We start from the raw sequence: 14,904 nt of genomic DNA, 5'->3' as shown, positions 1-14,904 counted from the left end.
GAGCGCCGGGGGCTACTTCAGCTTGGTGCCCGTGGAGCGCAGGTCACCGCAGGCCTGGACGACGCGCTTGGCCATGCTCGCCTCGGCCAGCTTGCCCCAGGTGCGCGGGTCGTAGGTGGACTTCTTGCCGACCTCGCCGTCGACCTTCAGGACACCGTCGTAGTTGCGGAACATGTGGTCCGCGACCGGGCGGGTGAAGGCGTACTGGGTGTCGGTGTCGAGGTTCATCTTGACGACGCCGTTCTCCAGCGCGGTGGCGATCTCCTGCTCGGTGGAGCCGGAGCCGCCGTGGAAGACGAAGTCGAACGGGTTGGTCTTGCCGTACTTCTCGCCGACGCCCTGCTGGAGGTCCTTGAGCAGCTCGGGACGGAGGACGACGTTGCCCGGCTTGTAGACGCCGTGGACGTTGCCGAAGGAGGCGGCCAGCAGGTAGCGGCCCTTCTCGCCCAGGCCGAGGGCCTCGGCGGTCCGGATGGCGTCCTCGACGGTGGTGTACAGCTCGTCGTTGATCTCGTGGCTGACGCCGTCCTCCTCGCCGCCGGTCGGGGTGATCTCGACCTCAAGGATGATCTTCGCGGCGGCGGCCTTGGCCAGCAGCTCCTGGCCGATGGCCAGGTTGTCGGCCAGGGTCTCGGCGGAGCCGTCCCACATGTGCGACTGGAAGAGCGGGTTCAGACCCTTGGCCACGCGCTCGGCGGAGATGTCGAGGAGCGGGCGGACATAGCCGTCCAGCTTGTCCTTGGGGCAGTGGTCGGTGTGCAGCGCGACCGTGATGTCGTACTTGGCGGCGACCACGTGCGCGAACTCGGCCAGGGCGACCGCGCCGGTGACCATGTCCTTGTTGTACTGGCCGCCCAGGAACTCGGCACCGCCGGTGGAGATCTGGATGATGCCGTCGCTCTCGGCCTCCGCGAAGCCGCGCAGCGCAGCGTGCAGGGTCTGGGTCGAGGTCACGTTGATGGCCGGGTAGGCGAACTTGCCTGCCTTCGCCCGGTCGAGCATCTCGTTGTAGACCTCGGGGGTTGCGATGGGCATCTGTCCGCTCCTTGGATGTGCGGGGAGTGTGCTTATTGCGGGCCCTGACCTGGGGGCGACGTCAGACGTCGCGCCTATCTTTCCAGACTCGGCGGAACACTCCACCCCGCCTGACCGGGGTCGTACGGCGAGAAGGGCCGGGTGTTTCACGTGAAACGCCCGGCCCTTCCGGAAAGACGCAGGTCAGGAGCGGAGCGGAGGCTTCCGGGGACCTTCGTCAGCCGCTGCGCCGACCCCGCCCCGGGAGGGCGTCACCACCCCTTCGCGACCACGATCCGAGACGACCGGGCCGCCGGGGGGCGGGTCAGGCCAGACCCAGGTCCCCGAGCTGGTAGCCGGTGAGGTAGGGCAGGCCCGCGCCGGCGATGGCCTCGGCAGCACCGCGGTCCACGATGGTGGCGACGGCGACGACCTCACCACCGGCCTCGCGGACCGCCTCGACGGCGGTCAGCGGGGAGCCGCCCGTGGTGGAGGTGTCCTCGACGACCAGGCAGCGCTTGCCCTTCACGTCGGTGCCCTCGATCCGGCGCTGCATGCCGTGCGCCTTCTGCGCCTTGCGGACGACGAAGGCGTCCAGGCGCTCCCCGCGCGCCGCCGAGGCGTGCAGCATCGAGGTCGCGACCGGGTCGGCGCCCAGGGTCAGGCCGCCGACGCAGTCGAAGTCGAGGTCGGCGGTCAGGTCGAGCATGACCTGGCCCACCAGCGGGGCGGCCTCGCCGTCGAGGGTGATGCGGCGGAGGTCGATGTAGTAGTCGGCCTCCTTGCCGGAGGAGAGGGTCACCTTGCCGTGCACGACGGCCTTGTCCTTGATCTGCTGCAGAAGCGCATCGCGTACGTCAGTCATGACGTCGAGCTTAGTTGGGCCCCGGTGGGGCTAGCGCAGGCGACGCCAGGTCCAGGTCGTGGAGACCTCCAGGGGGTCCACCGGGGTGACCAGGCGCGGAAGGGTGTTCAGGCCGTTCGGCGGGCCGGACTGCGGCTCCACGCAGACGGCCTCGGGCTGCTCGTCGTACACGACCACCCATGCGGCCGGGCTCGCGACCTTCAGCTCCAGCTCCCCGGCCCAGGTGAGGGTGACGTCGACGCCGTAGGGCATGCCGAAGCAGTCGTCCCACGGGCCGGGCCGGGGGTCGATCCGGCGGCCGGTGGGGAGGTGGTCCTCGCCGCGCTCCTCCTGCCAGGCGGGGTCGAAGGCGATCTGCGCCTCGGGGCCGCCGGCCGTCAGGGTGCGGTTGAACCAGGGGTGCCAGCCGGCCTGGGCCGGGAAGGAGTCCTGGTACGTCTCCACGCCCAGGGTGATCTTCAGGGCGTCCCCGCTCAGCTCGAAGGTCTGCGTCACCCGACCGGCGTGCGGCCAGGGGTCGGCGAGGTCGAAGTAGAAGGCCGCCCCGGTGTCGCCGACCCCGGCGGTCCGCCAGGGCAGATCGCGGCCCAGGCCGTGGATGGCGTGCGGCGGGTGGTTGACGGGCAGCTGGTGGACCGCCGCCCCGTCACGGAACCGCCCGTTCGCGGTGCGGCCGCACCAGGGAACCATCGGGAAGGACCCGTAGTGCGGGCCCTGGCGCAGCAGCTCCATGCCGTCGACGCGCAGGCTGTCGATGCGGCAACCGTTTTCCTGGTCGATGGTGATGTCGGCGCCGCCGGCGCTCAGTTGCGTACTCATACGGCCGACCCTACGGCGGCCGGGCACGGAGGCCGCTCACCCACGGCCCGCCGGAGGTCAGCGGCGGCGGCGCAGGGCCCGTCCGACGACCACCGCCGAGGCCAGGGCCAGGGCCGCGGCGGGGGCGATCCAGCGCATGGCGGGGTTGGCGACGCCGGCGGAGGGGGCCGGGACGGGGGCGTAACGGCCGCGCGGGGGCGCGTGGTCGACCTCCTCGGCGCTGCGGCCGATCATCGTGCGGCGGGCGTGGGCGGCCTCGGCCGGAGGGTGCGGGGGTGAGGTGGGGTCGGCGGCGTCCCCGAGCCCGGCGGTCTCCGGCTGTCCGCCGAGCTCCGGCAGCCCGGTGAAGTCGGGGAGCTCGGGAAGGTCGTCGTCCACGAAGGGGTCGAGGGACGGCGGGGGCACCTCGGTGTCGAACACCGACGCCGCGCCGGCCCCGGGCCCACCGCCCTCGCCCGCCTCCGCCGGTTCCCCGGTGTCCGCCCGCTCCCCGCCCTCCCCCGGCTCGCGGGGGCCGGCCGCCTCGGCCAGGTTCGCGCAGAACCGGTCGAGCAGGCGCCGGACGGCGGTGGTCAGGGCCTCCTGGTCGAAGCCCGCGGTCCGCCCCTCGGCGGTGGCCTCGCCGGTGAACTCCAGCCGGGTCCCGCCGTCGTGGGAGGTCAGCCGCAGCAGGGCCGAGAGCTTCACGGTGCCGTTGCCGCGCACCTCGGCACCCTCGCACTCGGCGGCGAACTGCTCCGGGTCCCGCTCGGACAGCGCCAGGGTCCCCCGGTAGGTGACGCTGCTGGAGCCGACCCGCAGCCTGAGCCGCCCGGCCACCGCGCCGGCGGCGGTCCCGGCGGCCGCGCCGGTGTCGGCGTCCTGCTGGAGACCGGGCACGCAGCGGGCCACCCGGACGGGGTCGCGCAGCACGGCGCGCAGCTCGTCTGCCGGTACCGGAACGAACACCTGATGCTCCATGCGGTCGAGCCTACCGACGAGAACCGCCCGTGCACACGGACGCGGCGCCAGCCGCTTCCTACGAGTAGCGCGGGTGCGGGAGCGTGGAGGGCGGCAGGCCCGGCAGCCGGGTGCGGGCCGCGTCCCGGGCGGCGTCCTGCAGACCGCGGGTGGACACCGCGCGCAGGGCGGGCGTGCCGTGGTCGACCCGCAGCTCGGGGACCCGCTCGCGGGAGGCGAGGACGAAGCCCCAGTCCTGCGGCGGCGCGTCGGCGGCCCCGAGGGTGCGGTCGGGGCCGGCGGCGAAGCCGGAGAGCCGGCCACCCGCGCTGTAGGGGGTGGTGAGCAGGCCCGCGGCACGCAGGGTGGACTCGACGGTCCAGTACGTACGGGGCCGCGTGCTCAGCGGTCCGGCGTGGACGGCGATGCGCCCGCCCGGGTTCAGGGCCCGCGCGGCCAGCCCGTAGAACTCCTGCGAGTACAGCTTGGTGCTCGGGGTGATGCCGGGGTCGGGGAGGTCGGAGAGGATCACGTCGAACCGGTCGCGGGCGGCGGCCCCGCGCAGCCAGCGGAAGGCGTCCTGGGAGACCACGCCCAGGCGGGGGTCCTCGTACGCGCGGCCGTTGAGGGTGGAGAGCATCGGGTCGGTGCGGGCGAGCTCGACCACCCCGGGGTCGAGCTCGACGACGGTGACGGAGGCGACGTCCGGGTAGCGCAGCACCTCGCGTGCGGCGAGCCCGTCGCCGCCGCCGAGGACCAGGACGCGGGCGTGCGGACCGGTCATCGCGGGGTGGACCAGGGCCTCGTGGTAGCGGTACTCGTCGTAGCCGCTGACCCGCAGCCGCCCGTCGAGGTAGAGGTCGAGGGAGCGCGGGGAGCCGGTGGAGGGGCCGGTCAGGACCAGCTCCTGCACCCCCGTCTGCATCGCGACCCGTACCTCCCCTCCGTAGACGGCCGTCCGGGCGACGCGCTCGAAGTCGTCGGCGAGCAGGGTCGCGCAGGCGAGCCCGGCGAGCACGGCGGCGTTGACCGCGAGCAGCAGCCAGCGGCAGCGCCGGCTGAGGTCGCGGTGGAACAGCCACAGCACGAGTCCGCCGCCGACGACGGCGTTGACGGTGCCGGTGAGCATCGCGCCGGTGAGCTGGCCGAGGACGGGGAGCAGCAGGAAGGGGAAGGCGAGCCCGCCGACGAGGGCGCCCACGTAGTCGGCGGCGAACAGGTCGGCGACGGCGCCGCCGGCGTCCTGTCGGCGGATGCGCTGGATGAGGACCATCAGCAGCGGGATCTCGGCGCCGATGAGCACGCCGATGGCGAAGGAGAACGCGACGAGGGCGGACCGGGACTCGCCCAGCCAGGCGAAGCTCGCGTAGAGGGCCATGGCGGAGAAGCCGCCGAGCAGCGCCAGCGCGGCCTCGATGGCGGCGAAGCCGAAGGCGGGGCGGGCGCGCAGCCGTTTGGCGAGCAGCGAGCCGACGCCCATGGCGAAGACCATGACGGACAGCACGACGGACGCCTGGGTGACGGAGTCACCGATGAGGTACGAGCCGAGGGCGACCAGCTCCAGCTCGTACACGAGCCCGCAGGCGGCGCAGACGAACACCGTGGCCAGGACCAGGAGTCGGCCGGTCCGGGGCTGTACGGGCAGGGCGGCCGGAACGGTCTGCACGCCCCGCGGCTCCGCCGCCGGGAGCACCCCGCGGGGGGCGGAACGGTCGATCATGCAGCGAACCGTACGTCACCACCCACGGACACCCTGTCACCCACATGGGTGCAAGTGGGGTGCCGATCCCGCCAGTTGGCGTAATCTGCACCCAACCGGGCCACGGCGGGCGGGGCCTAGACCGGTGCCCCCATCCGGACGCCCACCCGGGTGCGCGTGGCCACCAGCTGGCCCTCCTGCGGGTACGCGTGCCAGGTCCGCCAGCGCACCTGCCCCTCGTACCGCTGCGCGAGCATCGCGGTGAAGGCGTGCGGGTCTCCCGGGAAGGTGCCCGCTAGGCCGTTCGGGTGGTCCGCGACCAGCGCCAGCAACTCCTGGGCCCGCCCGGCGAACGAGCCCCGCGAGAGGTTCTCGACGCGCGCGGCGAACTCGTACTCCCAGTCCCCCACCCGCTTCGCCACGCCCAGCGGCAGCGGCGTGCGGCTGCCGGGCATGCAGGCGACCGTCTCCGAACAGAGCACCTCGCCCTCCTCCAGGAGCACCTGGTGGGAGGCCCCGAGCAGGCGCAACTCCACCTTCGCGTCCTCCAGCTGGAGGTTCAGTACGGCCAGGGCGGGCAGCCGCTCCCGTCCCAGGGCCCAGGCGAGATCGGCGGCACGCGTGTCGGTGTAGGTGGTCTGGAGGGTCGTGAGCATGAGTCGGCTCCGCAAACGCGCGAGGGAGAGGGACCGGACCCCGCCAGCGGTATGCAACGGGTGGGGGGACACCGGCACGGGTCCACTGGGGGTCCCCCCAGCGGTAGCTGGGGGAGAAGTCCAGGGAGGTCCTCCGAGGACTGGTCTACTCGACCGAGGGAATCATGAAAGGCACGGCACTCACAGCGTTTTTACCCAACTTGACGGGGTTTACATCCCCTCGGGGGCTACCCGGTTCACGTGTTCAACGACAGCCCGTCCGTACGTCTTCGCACGCGCCCGAACAAGAAGACGCCCGAAGGAAGTTGTCCCCGCCGGGCGCCCTGTCCACGCGGCCGCGCGCCGCCCCGTTCCAGTGTCAGCTGCCCCCGCACCCACCGCCACCGCAGGAGGAACCGCAGGACGAGCCGCAGGAGGACGAGGAACCGCATGAGGAAGAGGAGCCGCAGGAGGAGGAAGAGCCCCCGCCGCCCGCCCACCAGCTGCCGCCGGAGCTCCCCCCGCCGCCGAACCCGCCCCCACCGGAGAGCTTCCTCGCGACCCAGACGACCACCGCGGCGATAGCCCCGACGACCAGTACGACGACGACCATGTCACCGCCCCTTTCCGACACCCCGGTCCCCCGGGGACCGGGGCCCCCGCGCCCCGCGTGCAGGGGGGATGCCCGTCGGCCCCACCCGCCAAAGCACACTTGAGCAACTCCAGAGGTTCCCCGCAGGATGGCGCCCATGAGCGCACCCGTGAACAGTGACCGCCCCTTCCTCAACCGCCGCCTGGCGGCCTTCGGCACCACGATCTTCGCGGAGATGTCGGCCCTGGCCGCCCGCACCGGGTCGATCAACCTGGGCCAGGGCTTCCCCGACACCGACGGCCCCGCCGAGATCGCCGAGGCGGCCGTCCGGGCGATCCGCGACGGCCGGGGCAACCAGTACCCGCCCGGCCCGGGCGTCCCCGAGCTCCGCGAGGCGATCGCCGCCCACCAGCAGCGCTTCTACGGGCTCGGCTACGACCCCGACACGGAGGTGCTGGTCACGGCGGGCGCCACCGAGGCCATCGCCGCCGCCCTCCTCGCCCTCCTCGAACCGGGCGACGAGGTCATCGCCCTGGAGCCGTTCTACGACTCCTACGCCGCCTGCATCGCCATGGCCGGCGCCGTCCGCGTCCCCCTCACCCTGCGCGCACCGGACTTCCGCCCCGACCTCGACGCCCTGCGCGACGCGATCACCCCGCGCACCCGCCTGCTGCTGCTCAACACCCCGCACAACCCGACCGGCACCGTCCTCACGCCCGAGGAGCTGGCCGTCGTCGCCGAACTGGCCGTCGAGCGCGACCTGCTCGTCGTCACCGACGAGGTCTACGAACACCTCGTCTTCGAGGGCGGCCACACCCCGCTGGCCTCCCTGCCCGGGATGCGCGAGCGCACCGTCACCATCTCCTCCGCCGGCAAGACCTTCTCCTTCACCGGCTGGAAGGTCGGCTGGGTCACCGCCCCGCCCGCGCTGGTCTCGGCCGTCCGCTCGGCGAAGCAGTTCCTCACCTACGTCTCCTCGGGCCCCTTCCAGTACGCGGTCGCGGAGGCCCTCGCCCTCCCCGACGCCTACTACACGGCCTTCCGCGCCGACCTCGCCGCCAAGCGCGACCTGCTCACCGAGGGCCTCACCGCCGCGGGGCTGCGGGTCTTCCACCCGCAGGGCACCTACTTCATCACCACCGACATCTCGCCCCTGGGCGAGAAGGACGGGCTGGCGTTCTGCCGCGCCCTGCCGGAGCGCTGCGGGGTCGTCGCCATCCCGAACCAGGTCTTCTACGACGACCAGGAGGCCGGCGCCAGCCAGGTCCGCTGGGCCTTCTGCAAGAAGACGGAGGTCCTGCGCGAAGCGGTGGACCGGCTGAGGGCGCTCTAGGCGCCGGCATGGACGTGTCGACGGGCCGGACCCCGCCCGCCCCGGCGCCGGGCGCCCCGGCTCCGGCCGCGCGAAGACCGGAGACGGCCGGGCCGGGCGGGTCGGCGGGACGCGCGCTCGCGGTGTTCGCCGTCCTGCGCGGGGCCGGTGCGCTGGTGGTCGCCGTCGGGGCCTGGTGGGCCGGGCGGGACCCGGTGAAGGTGCTCGGCGGCTCCTGGGACTCCTTCTGGTACCTGTCCATCGCCGCCCACGGCTACGGCCGCACCCAGATGTGGCCCGCCTCCGACTCCATCCAGAGCGACGCCGCCTTCTTCCCGCTGTACCCGCTGCTGACGCACCTCCTCGGCGGGGGGCCCGTGGCCGGGCTCGCCGTGGCCTGGACGGCCGCCGGCGCGGCCGCCGTCGGGGTGTACCGGGTCGGGGAGCGGATGCTCGGGGCCCGGGCCGGGGTGCTGCTCGTCGCGCTGTGGGCGTCGCTGCCGCACGCGGTGGTGCTGACCCTCGGCTACACCGAGCCGCTGCTCTGCGCGCTGGCCGCCTGGGCCCTGTACGCGCTGCTGCGCGAGCGCTGGATGTGGGCGGCCTCCCTCGCGGTGCTCGCCGGGCTGACCCGGCCCACCGGGATCGCCGTGGCCGCCGCCGTGACCGTGCCGGCCCTGCGGGAGCTGCTGCGGGGCAACCGGGCGCCCGCGGTGTGGGCGGCCGCGCTGCTGGCGCCCGCCGGCTGGGCGGCGTACGTGGGGGCCGTAGGGGCGCGCCGGCACGAGGCTCTCGGCTACTTCACCGTGCAGCGGCAGTGGGGCTCGCGCTTCGACTTCGGCGCGGGGACGGTCGGCGTGGTGGACCGGGTGCTGACCGGCGGGAACGTCACGGTCCCGGTGGCCGTGACCGTGGCCGCGCTGGCCGTGGCGCTGCTGCTGGCGGTGCTCCTGCTGCTGGACCGGGCGCCGCTGCCGCTGCTCGTCTACACCGGCACCCTGCTGGTGATCACCGTCGGCGGGGCGGGCTTCTTCGAGTCCAAGCCCCGCTTCCTGCTGCCGGCGTTCCCGCTGCTGCTGCCGCTGGCCGCCGCGACGGCCAGAGCCCGGCCGCGGACGGCGGTCGCGGTGACCGCCGGCCTGGCCGGGCTCTCGTACGGCTACGGGGCGTACCTCCTGCTCATGGCGGAGGTACCCCTCTAGGGCCGTCTCTCGGGGGCGGGGACGGCTAGGCGTCGTCCCCGCCGTCGGAGTCGGCGTCGCCCTCCGCGGAGTCGACCTCCTTCTCCAGGCCGAGCTGCTCGATGAGCCACTTGTCGAACTCGATCGACGCGCGGACCCAGCTGACCGTGGAGGACACGAAGTGCTCCAGGCTGACGCCGGTGCCGATCAGCATCTGCGCTTCGCCGATCAGCCGGACGGAGCCGTCGTCGTGCGTGTGGCTGTAGACCTTGGGCCACAGGGTGCGGCGGTTCCAGTCGTCGATCGACTCCAGCAGCTGCGGCTTGTCGTCGATCGCGTGGGGGCGGTCGTAGAAGGTGCGGACGGAGAAGACCTGCTGCTCGCCCTCACCCCGGAACATGAAGTACGTGCGGAAGTCCTCCCACGGCGCCGCGAGGTCACCCTCGTCGTCGACGACGTACTTGAGTTCCATCTGTTCCAGGAGCTGCTTGACCAGATCCTGGTCGGGGACGACGGGGCCCGCCGGTCCTGTCGCCTGCGGTTCGGGCTGACCCCCGAAGTTCGGAATCGAGGCCGGGTCGATGCTCACCGTGTACTTCCCTTCGTGCGGATACAGCCATCCTCCACCATCGCGCCCACCCCGTGTCCAGCCCCGCACGCCCGATCCGCTCCGGGCGGACACGGGCACGCGGCGGTCCTCGCGGACACCGGGGCTACAGGGCCCGCCCCACCAGCAGGTCCTCGCCGGCGACGTCGACCCGGACGGTGTCTCCGTCGCGGACCTCGCCGGAGAGGATCTCCTTGGCCAGGCGGTCGCCGACGGCCGTCTGGATCAGGCGGCGCAGCGGGCGGGCGCCGTACGCGGGGTCGTTGCCCCTGTCGGCCAGCCAGGCCAGGGCCTCGGGCGTGACGTCCAGGGCCAGGCGGCGGTCGGCGAGGCGCTTGGCCAGGCGGGAGATCTGCAGCTCGGCGATGTGCGCCAGCTCGTCCCGGGTGAGGGCCGAGAAGACGACGAGGTCGTCGAGGCGGTTGAGGAACTCCGGCTTGAAGCTCGCCCGGACCACCTCCAGGACCCGGGCCTTCTTGTCCTCGGGCGAGGTGGCCGGATCCACCAGGAACTGGCTGCCCAGGTTGCTGGTGAGGATCAGGATGGTGTTGCGGAAGTCGACGGTGCGGCCCTGGCCGTCGGTGAGGCGGCCGTCGTCGAGGACCTGGAGCAGGATGTCGAAGACCTCGGGGTGGGCCTTCTCGACCTCGTCCAGCAGCACCACGCTGTACGGGCGGCGGCGGACGGCCTCGGTGAGCTGGCCGCCCTCCTCGTAGCCGACGTACCCGGGCGGGGCGCCGACGAGCCGGGCCACACTGTGCTTCTCGGAATACTCGGACATGTCGATGCGGACCATGGCCCGCTCGTCGTCGAAGAGGAAGTCCGCCAGGGCCTTGGCCAGCTCGGTCTTGCCGACACCCGTGGGGCCGAGGAAGAGGAACGAGCCGGTCGGCCGGTCCGGGTCGGCGATGCCGGCGCGGGTGCGGCGCACCGCGTCCGCGACGGCCCGTACGGCCTCGGTCTGGCCGATCAGGCGACGGCCCAGCTCCTCCTCCATGCGCAGGAGCTTCTGGGTCTCGCCCTCCAGGAGCCGGCCGGCCGGGATGCCGGTCCAGGCGCCGACGACGTCGGCGATGTCGTCCGGGCCGACCTCGTCCTTGACCATGGAGTCCTTGACCGGGCCGGCCTTGGCCTCCGCCTCGGCCTCGGTGGCCTCGGCGAGCTCCCGCTCCAGCGCGGGGATCTCCCCGTAGAGCAGCTTGGAGGCGGAGTCGAAGTCACCGTCGCGCTGGGCGCGCTCGGCCTGGCCGCGCAGGTCGTCCAGGCGCTCCTTGAGCTCGCCGACGCGGTTGAGGGACTGCTTCTCCTTCTCCCAACGGGCGGTGAGTCCGCGCAGCTCCTCCTCCTTGTCGGCGAGGTCCTTGCGGAGCTTGTCCAGCCGTTCGATCGAGGCCGGGTCGGACTCGTTCTTCAGCGCCAGCTCCTCCATGCGGAGGCGGTCGACGGAGCGCTGGAGCTCGTCGATCTCCAGCGGGGAGGAGTCGATCTCCATGCGCAGCCGGGAGGCGGCCTCGTCGACGAGGTCGATGGCCTTGTCGGGCAGGAAGCGGGAGGTGATGTAGCGGTCGGAGAGGGTGGCGGCGGCGACGAGGGCGCTGTCGTTGATGACCACCTTGTGGTGGGCCTCGTAGCGGCCCTTGAGGCCGCGCAGGATCGCGATGGTGTCCTCGACGGTGGGCTCGGCGACCAGCACCTGCTGGAAGCGGCGCTCCAGCGCCGGGTCCTTCTCGATCCGCTCGCGGTACTCGTCGAGGGTGGTGGCGCCGACCATGCGCAGCTCGCCGCGGGCCAGCATGGGCTTGAGCATGTTGCCCGCGTCCATGGCGGAGTCCCCGCCGGCGCCGGCGCCGACGACGGTGTGCAGCTCGTCGATGAAGGTGATGATCTGGCCGTCGCTCGACTTGATCTCGGCGAGGACGGTCTTGAGGCGCTCCTCGAACTCGCCCCGGTACTTGGCGCCGGCGACCATGGCGCCGAGGTCGAGGGAGACGAGCCGCTTGTTCTTCAGGGACTCGGGGACGTCGCCCTTGACGATGCGCTGGGCGAGGCCCTCGACGACGGCGGTCTTGCCGACGCCGGGCTCACCGATGAGCACCGGGTTGTTCTTGGTGCGGCGCGACAGGACCTGGACGACGCGCCGGATCTCGTGGTCGCGGCCGATGACGGGGTCGAGCTTGCCCTCGCGGGCGGCTGCCGTGAAGTCGGTGCCGAACTTCTCCAGGGCCTTGTACTGGCCCTCGGGGTCGGGGGTGGTCACCCGCCGTCCTCCTCGTGCGTTCTCGAAGGCGGCCAGCAGTTTCTTCGCGGTCGCGCCCTGGGCGGAAAGGACCTCACCGGCCGCGCCGCCCTTGGCGGCGATGGCGATGAGGAGGTGCTCGGTGGAGAGGTAGTCGTCGCCGAGGGCCCCCGCCTGGGAGTCGGCCTCGGCGAGCACGGCGAGCAGGTCGCGGCTGGGCTGCGGGGGCGCGACCGTGGAGCCGGTGACGCTGGGCAGGGCGGCGAGCAGCCGCTCGGCGCCGGCGCGGACGGCGGCCTGGTCGGCCTCGGTCGCGGCGAGGAGGTCGGTGACGTTCTCGTTCTCCTGGCCGGCGAGCAGGGCCAGCAGCAGGTGCGCGGGGGTCAGGTCGGCATGGCCGTCCTTGACGGCCCTGCTCGTGGCCGCGTTCAGCGCGTCCCGGCTCTTGTTGGTCAGCTCGGCGTCCACTCTCGGTTCTCCTCTCCGGCGGTGCGACTCTTCCGTCCACAACTCTGACTGGTTCAGCGTCTGCAAAGTTGAGTCTATTCCACTCAAGGCAGGATTCGGGCCGGACATATGCTTCGGTCCATGCCTGAAGCGAAGCCCGTCCACGACGTACTCAACCCGACGCCGGAATACCTCGCCTTCTGGCGGGAGCGGCACATCTGCACCCTGACCACCCCCCGCCCCGACGGCACCCCGCACGTGGTCCCGGTGGGCGTGACGTACGACCCGGAGGCCGGACTGGCCCGGGTGATCAGCAACCGGCACAGCAGGAAGGTGCGCAACGTGCTCGCGGCGGCGGACGGCGGCGCGCGGGTGGCGGTGTGCCAGATGGAGGGCCGGCGCTGGGCCACCCTGGAGGGACGCGCCGTGGTCCGCACGGACGAGGCCTCGGTCGCCGAGGCGGTGGAGCGCTACGCGCAGCGGTACGGGCGGACGCCCTCGCCGAACCCGGACCGGGTGGTCCTGGAGATCACGCTGGACCGCGCGATGGGGCGCGCCTGAGCACAACGGCCGGATTCGAGCGGTCCTCAAGCACTTCTCAGCTGATCCTCACCCGAATGTCCTGTTCGGACACTGGACGCGGACATCACAACGGCGCCATCGTGGTCAGGTCCACGATGGCGCCGTTGTGTGGGGGAAGCACCTGGAGCGATCTGCAACGACGGGGGAATCGCCTCAGGCACTGCGGGGGGTGGCGGTGGTGATATCGGGTTCGAAGAGCTGGTGATCACGCTGGTCCAGGTTGACGAAGACCATGCCGTACCGCACTTCGCAGCGGACGGGCTGCGGTGCGCCCCGGGGGCGGCGCAGGCAGCGGTAGGCACGGACGTCCTCGTCCTCCTCGCGCACGATGACGATCGGCTGGCCGAACAGGGTGACCATCAGCGAGTCGCCGGCGTAGGGGATAGCCGTCGCGAGGTCGATGAACTGCCATCCGGAGCGGTACGCCGAAGCCATCTCGCGACGGAAGTCGCGGTCGTCGGGGGTCATCAGGCAGCCTTCGCAGGGAGAGCGGTCCAGCCGGTGTCGACACTGGTCGGCTGGTCCGTCCAGCCGGTGTCGTCCTTACCTGCCGGGCTGCTGGTCCAGCCGGTGTCGATGGCCAGAGCGCTCCCCGCGTCACTCCCGACGGCACTGACCGCCCCAAAGACCGCAACAGCGGAGAAACCAACGGCAAGCGCCGAGCGAAGCATTCTCTTATACATGGTCGGCTTCGTCCTCACTTGATGGAATCCTCTCCCCCGCCTGACAGACGATGGCTCATTCAGGCACGTCAACGCCACAGGGACGATGCATCATGTTCTTGCATGTTCAGGACCCTGGGGGGTGGAGATTTGCCCAAAAGTACGACAAACCCGACACATCCCCACCCCATCACGTCGCTCTGCCCCGAGGGGACGCGGCTCTACGCGGCGGCGCTCAGCACCGGTCGGATCGCACGCAGTGAGGTGCAGCAGGCACCCTGCTTGCTTGAATTCGCCCTTCTGCAGCCCGACCCCGATGACGCCAACCAGCTGCGGCCGGTTCCGCCGTCCGTCGCACTCGCACAACGGCTGCACCCGATTGAACGCGAGATCCAGGACCGCAGACGCGCCGCTGTAGATCTCACCGACGTATTCGAGCCGTTCCTGACCATCAGCGCGCAGAACCCGGCCAACACCCACGCCATCACGGTCCTGGAGGGTTTCGAACGGATCAACGCCGCCCTGGACCTCGCGACGGCCGAATGCCACACCGAGGTCCTGACGGTGCAGCCGGGCGGCGCACGGCCCTCCGAGGCCCTGGCACAGGCCCTGGAGCGGGACGCCCCGCTGATCGACCGGGGCATCAGCATCAGGACCCTCTACCAGCACACGGCGCGGCACAGTCAGGGGACGCTGGCCTACGTGGACCGGATGTCCGCCGGAAAGGTGGAAATCCGGACATTGGAGGAGTTGATCGAACGGCTCATAGTGTTCGATCGGACGGTCGCCTTCATCCCCGTCAGCGACGACCGCCGCGTGGCCCTGGAGCTGCGCCACCCCGGCCTGGTCGACTACCTCATCAAGGTGTTCGAGCAGCTGTGGCGGCGCGCCGTCCCCCTCCAGGACGAGGTCACCTACACGCAGACCCCGGACGGGATCTCGGGCGTGCAGCGCTCGATCGCCCAGCTGCTCGTCGAGGGGCACGTCGACGAGGCCATCGCCCGCCGCCTGGGGATGAACGTCCGCACCTGCCGCGCCCACATCGCGAAACTCGCCTCCGCCCTCGGCAGCGGCAGCCGGGCCCAGCTGGGCTACCTCATCGCCCAGTCCGGCATCCTGCACACCGAAGGCGCCCAGGAGCCCCCGGGAGGCTGCCGGGAGCTCTCCGGGCCGTGACGTGCGTGTGCCCCGCCCGGGCGGGCCGGGGGGGGGGCCCCCGGGGGGGGGGGGGGGGGCCCCCGTCCGTCGTGCGGGGGGGGTGCGGGAGCCGGGCCGGTCGCGGCTGAGGATGCGTCCGATTCGTTACGTGGTTTC

General features: G+C 72.3%; 13 protein-coding genes. 4 read left to right on the top strand and 9 right to left on the bottom strand.

Translation table 11 applies throughout. From position 1 onward, the window contains the following. Window positions 1-12: 12 nt before the first annotated feature. From fbaA to WDV06_RS27435, 6 genes are all read right to left on the bottom strand, one after another. Window positions 13-1,035: a class II fructose-bisphosphate aldolase gene (gene fbaA, locus WDV06_RS27460; RefSeq protein WP_395512477.1), complete on the bottom strand. Its 1,023-nt coding sequence runs from the start codon at window positions 1,033-1,035 to the stop codon at window positions 13-15. 304 nt (window positions 1,036-1,339) lie between these two features. Next, the gene (pyrE, locus tag WDV06_RS27455; protein ID WP_395512476.1) at window positions 1,340-1,879 is read right to left on the bottom strand and encodes an orotate phosphoribosyltransferase; all 540 of its coding nucleotides are present in this window, start codon (window positions 1,877-1,879) and stop codon (window positions 1,340-1,342) included. A 30-nt stretch (window positions 1,880-1,909) separates the two neighbouring features. Continuing rightward, complete coding sequence (locus WDV06_RS27450) at window positions 1,910-2,698, bottom strand: aldose epimerase family protein (RefSeq protein WP_395512475.1); 789 nt, start codon at window positions 2,696-2,698, stop codon at window positions 1,910-1,912. A 57-nt stretch (window positions 2,699-2,755) separates the two neighbouring features. After that, a complete protein-coding gene (locus WDV06_RS27445; protein WP_395512474.1) occupies window positions 2,756-3,658 on the bottom strand; it encodes a CoxG family protein in 903 nt (300 codons plus the stop codon). A gap of 58 nt (window positions 3,659-3,716) precedes the next feature. After that, the gene (locus WDV06_RS27440) at window positions 3,717-5,357 is read right to left on the bottom strand and encodes a polyamine aminopropyltransferase (RefSeq protein WP_395512473.1); all 1,641 of its coding nucleotides are present in this window, start codon (window positions 5,355-5,357) and stop codon (window positions 3,717-3,719) included. Between the two features lie 116 nt (window positions 5,358-5,473). Continuing rightward, window positions 5,474-5,992 (bottom strand): DUF2617 family protein, encoded by a 519-nt coding sequence (locus WDV06_RS27435; RefSeq protein ID WP_395512472.1) that lies wholly within the window; start codon window positions 5,990-5,992, stop codon window positions 5,474-5,476. Between the two features lie 719 nt (window positions 5,993-6,711). On the opposite strand from WDV06_RS27435, the gene WDV06_RS27430 reads away from it, so the two are divergent. Next, window positions 6,712-7,896: a pyridoxal phosphate-dependent aminotransferase gene (locus WDV06_RS27430; RefSeq protein WP_395512471.1), complete on the top strand. Its 1,185-nt coding sequence runs from the start codon at window positions 6,712-6,714 to the stop codon at window positions 7,894-7,896. 8 nt (window positions 7,897-7,904) lie between these two features. Continuing rightward, entirely contained in the window at window positions 7,905-9,077 is a 1,173-nt protein-coding gene (locus WDV06_RS27425) for a hypothetical protein (protein ID WP_395512470.1), read from the top strand. Between the two features lie 25 nt (window positions 9,078-9,102). Here the strand turns inward: WDV06_RS27425 and WDV06_RS27420 are convergent, their stop codons facing one another. Next, window positions 9,103-9,645 carry a type III secretion system chaperone family protein gene (locus tag WDV06_RS27420; protein ID WP_395512469.1) on the bottom strand — a complete coding sequence of 181 codons (543 nt, stop codon included), beginning with the start codon at window positions 9,643-9,645 and terminating at the stop codon, window positions 9,103-9,105. Window positions 9,646-9,769: 124 nt separating this feature from the next. Continuing rightward, window positions 9,770-12,367, bottom strand: coding sequence for an ATP-dependent chaperone ClpB (gene clpB, locus WDV06_RS27415; protein WP_395512468.1), 2,598 nt, complete (start codon window positions 12,365-12,367; stop codon window positions 9,770-9,772). 120 nt (window positions 12,368-12,487) lie between these two features. Here clpB and WDV06_RS27410 point away from each other — a divergent pair, with 120 nt between their 5' ends. Further along, on the top strand, window positions 12,488-12,907 hold the full coding sequence (locus tag WDV06_RS27410) for a pyridoxamine 5'-phosphate oxidase family protein (RefSeq protein WP_395512467.1): 420 nt from the start codon (window positions 12,488-12,490) through the stop codon (window positions 12,905-12,907). A 174-nt stretch (window positions 12,908-13,081) separates the two neighbouring features. Here WDV06_RS27410 and WDV06_RS27405 read toward each other — a convergent pair whose 3' ends face one another. Next, window positions 13,082-13,396: a Rieske (2Fe-2S) protein gene (locus WDV06_RS27405; RefSeq protein ID WP_042820115.1), complete on the bottom strand. Its 315-nt coding sequence runs from the start codon at window positions 13,394-13,396 to the stop codon at window positions 13,082-13,084. Between the two features lie 317 nt (window positions 13,397-13,713). Between WDV06_RS27405 and WDV06_RS27400 the strand changes: the two genes are divergently transcribed. Further along, window positions 13,714-14,766 carry a helix-turn-helix transcriptional regulator gene (locus WDV06_RS27400; protein ID WP_395512466.1) on the top strand — a complete coding sequence of 351 codons (1,053 nt, stop codon included), beginning with the start codon at window positions 13,714-13,716 and terminating at the stop codon, window positions 14,764-14,766. Window positions 14,767-14,904 lie beyond the last annotated feature (138 nt).

It is taken from the genome of Streptomyces racemochromogenes, assembly GCF_044129415.1.
GTDB classification, from domain to species: Bacteria; Actinomycetota; Actinomycetes; order Streptomycetales; family Streptomycetaceae; genus Streptomyces; species Streptomyces racemochromogenes_A.
The sequence above is the reverse complement of the archived record's forward strand: the minus strand, read 5'-3'. Positions and strand labels throughout refer to the sequence as shown.